Origin of the sequence: Rhodoferax sp. (genome assembly GCF_010365055.1) — a bacterium.
Lineage (GTDB): Bacteria > Pseudomonadota > Gammaproteobacteria > Burkholderiales > Burkholderiaceae_C > Rhodoferax.
Map to the genome: position 1 here is coordinate 1 of NZ_JAAFHA010000167.1, position 4,164 is coordinate 4,164.

The following is a 4,164-nucleotide window of genomic DNA, read 5'->3' on the forward strand; positions in this document are numbered from 1 at the left end:
TCTAACCATGAAGCCCTGAGCGCTGCAAATCACCAACACCCAAAACTAAATTTCGGAAATTTACAGAAAAGAAGTTGCTTTATCGTGATCTCGGCGCGGCTATGTGTCTAACCCGGCGCTGCGACCGGGGCATGTGCATGCGGTTTTGGGGTGAAAACACACGCGAAAGGCAAGCTGCAGTTCGCCACCGACTGCCGACGCGCGCCTTTCACCCCAAAGCCCGGTCACATACCCCAATCACCACGCCTAACGCTGTCGGCGAAATGATCCAGACCGTGCTAGTGACAGCAATACTGACAGCGGTGACAGCGACTAGCAGCGTGCGTTGGGTATCTGACGCAGCGTGGACTTGGGGTTTTGCCAAGTCAAGGAGGAGGCTTGGGCGAAGCACAAGCCGGGGGACATTCGCGGAGTCAGATACCCAATGCGAGCTGCGGGTCAAAGCAAAGCAGGCATCAAAAGTGACTATTCAACGTTAAACGTAACGGACACACCAAACACCAAGAAGACAAAAATGAACACTACAACTTCAATAGCTACTCAGGCAACAGACACGGGGGATACAGCCCAATTTGATACAAAATCTGCGCTGAAATTCATCACCTGCGGCAGCGTCGATGACGGCAAGAGCACACTGATTGGCCGCTTGCTGCTGGACAGCAAAAGCGTGCTGCTGGACCAACTGGCCAACGTCTCCAAGAGCGGCGAGGCGGACCTGGCACAGTTCACCGATGGGCTCTCGGCCGAGCGCGAACAGGGCATCACCATCGACGTGGCCTACCGCTACTTCAACACGGCCAATCGCAAATTCATCATCGGCGACGCCCCCGGCCACGAGCAATACACCCGCAACATGGTCACCGCGGCCAGCAGCGCCGATGCCGCTGTCGTGCTGGTGGACGCGACCAAGCTGCAATGGCAAAAGCCTGCGCTTGGGCTGCTGCCGCAAACCCGGCGCCATTCGCTCTTGTGCCACTTGCTGCGCGTCAACAGCATCGTGTTTGCCGTCAACAAGCTCGACGCGCTGGAAGACACGGCCAAACCAGAAACTGAGGGTCAGGCGGCGCTGGCGTTTAGCAACATCAGCCACGCGCTGGAAGCATTTGCGCAAGCCGCCGGCATTGCCGTAGCCGCGATCGTGCCGATTTCTGCGCTCAAGGGCCACAACGTGGTGGAAGCGGCCGAAGGCTGGTGCGGCTACAGCGGCCCGAGTCTGCTCGACATTCTGGAGTTGTTGCCGGTGACTCCGGCGGACACCGGTTTGCCACTGGCCTTTCCGGTGCAATGGGTCGAAAAGTTCTCAAGCAGTAGCGACACCTCGCAGGGTCGCCGCGTTTTTTGGGGTCGGGTCGCCACCGGCTCTGCCCGCGTCGGGCAGGCGGTCAAGCTGCTGCCCAGCGGTCAAAGCGCCAGCATCGCGCAGGTATTGGGGCACACGCGCCAACCCGGCACCGTGGCCGCCGGACACAGCGCGGGCATTGTGCTGGACCGCGAGGTCGATGTGTCGCGCGGCGACTGGCTGCTGGCGTTGGAGCCCACGCCGACAGCTACCGCGGTGGCACCGGATGATTTCGATACGGCACCTGCCAGCAGTAGCCTGGCGCCCAGCCGCGAGCTGAAAGTGACGGTTGCCTGGATGGACGACGAGCCGCTGGTCGCCGGTCGCGTTTATTGGGCGCTGCACGGGCACCGTTGGGTCAAAGCGAGGGTCAAGCGCATCGTGCACAAGCTGGACATCAACACCCTGGCCGAAGAAGAAGCCACCGCGCTGGCCGCCAATGCCATCGGCCATGTCGAACTGGTGCTGCAAGAGCCGATTGCAGCCCGCCCTTTCAGCCAGTCCCGGGTGCTGGGCGCGCTGGTGTTGGTGGACACGGCCTCGCACAAAACCGCGGGCGCGGTGCTGATTAATTGACCTGGTTCAAGTAATTCATCGGCGGCCAAGGCCAATATGACTGAATGGATTTTGAAACCCAATAAAATCAACCCTTTTCACCTACCTTGTCGAAAAACACAACATGACACATACCGTCACTGAAGCCTGTATCAAATGCAAGTACACCGATTGCGTCGATGTCTGTCCCGTGGATTGCTTTCGCGAGGGTCCCAACTTTTTGACCATTGACCCCGATGAGTGCATTGACTGCGCCGTTTGCATTCCCGAGTGCCCGGTCAACGCCATCTATGCTGAAGAAGACGTGCCCAAAGACCAGCAGCACATGACCAAGATCAACGCCGAACTGGCCAAGTTGCCAGGCTGGAAAACCATCACCAAGCGCAAGCCGGCACTGCCTGAAGCCGAAGAGTGGAAAGACAAGACCGGCAAACTGCCGTTTTTGGAGCGTTGATTCTTTTTTACTTTTTTCAACTTGGATTAGTGACTCGCCTGTGCGCAACCATCAAGACCCCATAGAAACCGACGCCGTGATCGTCGGTGCCGGCCCGGTCGGGCTGTTTCAGGTGTTTGAGCTCGGCCTGCTCGAAATCAAGGCCCATGTGGTCGATTCGCTGGCGTACCCCGGCGGTCAGTGCGTCGAGCTCTATCCTGACAAGCCCATTTACGACATCCCGGCGGTACCGGTCTGCACCGGCCGGGAGCTGACGCAAAACCTGCTGAAACAGATTGCGCCGTTTGGTGCCACCTTTCACTACGGACAGGAAGTCACCACCGTAGAGAAACAAGACGACGGGCGTTTTTTTGTCGCCACCTCCAAGGGCACGAGCTTCCTGAGCAAAACCATCTTCATTGCGGCTGGCGTGGGCGCCTTCCAGCCACGCACACTCAAGGTTGACGGCCTGGACGTGTTTGAAGACTCGCAATTGTTTTACCGCGTGCGCAACCCGGCAGATTTTGCTGGCAAGAATCTGGTCATCGTCGGCGGCGGCGATTCTGCCCTCGACTGGGCGCTGGACTTTGTCAAAGACGGCCCCCACAAAGCCGCCAGCGTGATCCTGATCCATCGCCGCGACGGCTTCAAGGCGGTGCCGGCCAATGTGGCAAAAATGCGCGAACTGTGCGACGCGCTGGAGATGCAGTTCATCGTCGGTCAGGCCACCGGCTTTGAAGCACAAGACGGCCTGCTGACCGGCATCAAAGTCACCGGCGCCGACGGCATCACCCGGGTCGTGCCGCTGGACGTATTGCTGGTTTTTTTTGGCCTGTCGCCCAAGCTGGGCCCTATTGCCGACTGGGGTCTGGACATCGAGCGCAAACAGCTCAAGGTCGATACCGAGAAGTTTTCCACCAGCGAGCCCGGCATTTTTGCCGTCGGCGACATCAACACCTACCCCGGCAAGAAGAAGCTGATCTTGAGCGGCTTTCACGAATGCGCCCTCGCCGCCTTTGGCGCCATGCCGATCATTTCGCCCGAGAAAAAGGTCTTTTTACAGTACACCACCACCAGTCCTAAACTGCACAAGGTGTTGGGCGTGGAAACGCCGGTGTTTGACTGAGTAGAATCTGCATCGCGCTCTTTTGTTGGAGCGCATTTCGCTAGGGGTGTTGCCCAGCTTTCAATGAAAGCGGGTGACTGAGAAAGTCCCTTTGAACCTGATTGAGGTAATCCTCGCGCAGGGAAGCAAGTCTGAAAACCGGTGTCACCGCCTTCTCTGCTGACACAGCTGCGTTTTCAGATTCAGCCAACCTGCCAACTTTTTTGCATGGAGCAAATAGATGGCAAATTCAAATATCACCGACAACGTGAACCAGGCTTTGACGCCAGTGGCAACCGCTGAGCGGGTTTTTAGCTGGCATGACCACGCCTCACTTTGGTTCAGCCTGGGCGTGGGCCTGCTGGTGATGCAAATCGGCGCTTACCTGGTGCCGGCCGTGGGCAGCCGCGATGCGGCCATTGCCATTGTGCTGGGGTCGCTGCTGGGCGCCGGCCTGCTGGCCTGGACGGCCAAGCTGGGTTGCGACAGCGGCTTGTCCAGCGCCGGGCTGATGCACGCCACCTATGGCAGTTACTTTGCACGTTTGCCGGTGCTGTTGAACATGGCCCAGCTCATCGGCTGGACCACCTTTGAACTGGTGGTGATGCGCGACGGCACAGCCGCTATTGGCAAACAATCTTTGGGCCTGTCGCTGCAGGGCACGGGCGGCATCGTCGTTACCACCCTCTTGTGGGGCGCGGTGCTGACGCTGTTGCTGGCAGGCTCCATGAC

4 protein-coding genes and 1 riboswitch are annotated in these 4,164 nt (G+C 58.8%); all 4 genes read left to right on the plus strand.

The features are described 5' to 3' along the window. Positions 1 to 514 precede the first annotated feature (514 nt). Positions 515 to 1,915: a GTP-binding protein gene (locus tag GZ093_RS20340; RefSeq protein ID WP_296489512.1), complete on the plus strand. Its 1,401-nt coding sequence runs from the start codon at positions 515 to 517 to the stop codon at positions 1,913 to 1,915. Between the two features lie 103 nt (positions 1,916 to 2,018). Continuing rightward, positions 2,019 to 2,348 carry a ferredoxin FdxA gene (gene fdxA, locus GZ093_RS20345; protein ID WP_296489513.1) on the plus strand — a complete coding sequence of 110 codons (330 nt, stop codon included), beginning with the start codon at positions 2,019 to 2,021 and terminating at the stop codon, positions 2,346 to 2,348. Between the two features lie 25 nt (positions 2,349 to 2,373). Continuing rightward, complete coding sequence (locus tag GZ093_RS20350; protein WP_296489516.1) at positions 2,374 to 3,453, plus strand: NAD(P)/FAD-dependent oxidoreductase; 1,080 nt, start codon at positions 2,374 to 2,376, stop codon at positions 3,451 to 3,453. Between the two features lie 32 nt (positions 3,454 to 3,485). Next, positions 3,486 to 3,594, plus strand: a riboswitch (TPP riboswitch). A gap of 79 nt (positions 3,595 to 3,673) precedes the next feature. Beyond that, positions 3,674 to 4,164, plus strand: a 491-nt coding sequence (locus GZ093_RS20355) for a cytosine permease (RefSeq protein ID WP_296489514.1), incomplete at its 3' end; no start/stop codon positions are given.

Excerpts from the sequence above, each read along its gene's own strand:
- GZ093_RS20340 (WP_296489512.1), top strand. The coding sequence starts at position 515 with ATGAACACTACAACTTCAATAGCTACTCAGGCAACAGACACGGGGGAT.
- fdxA (WP_296489513.1), top strand. The coding sequence starts at position 2,019 with ATGACACATACCGTCACTGAAGCCTGTATCAAATGCAAGTACACCGAT.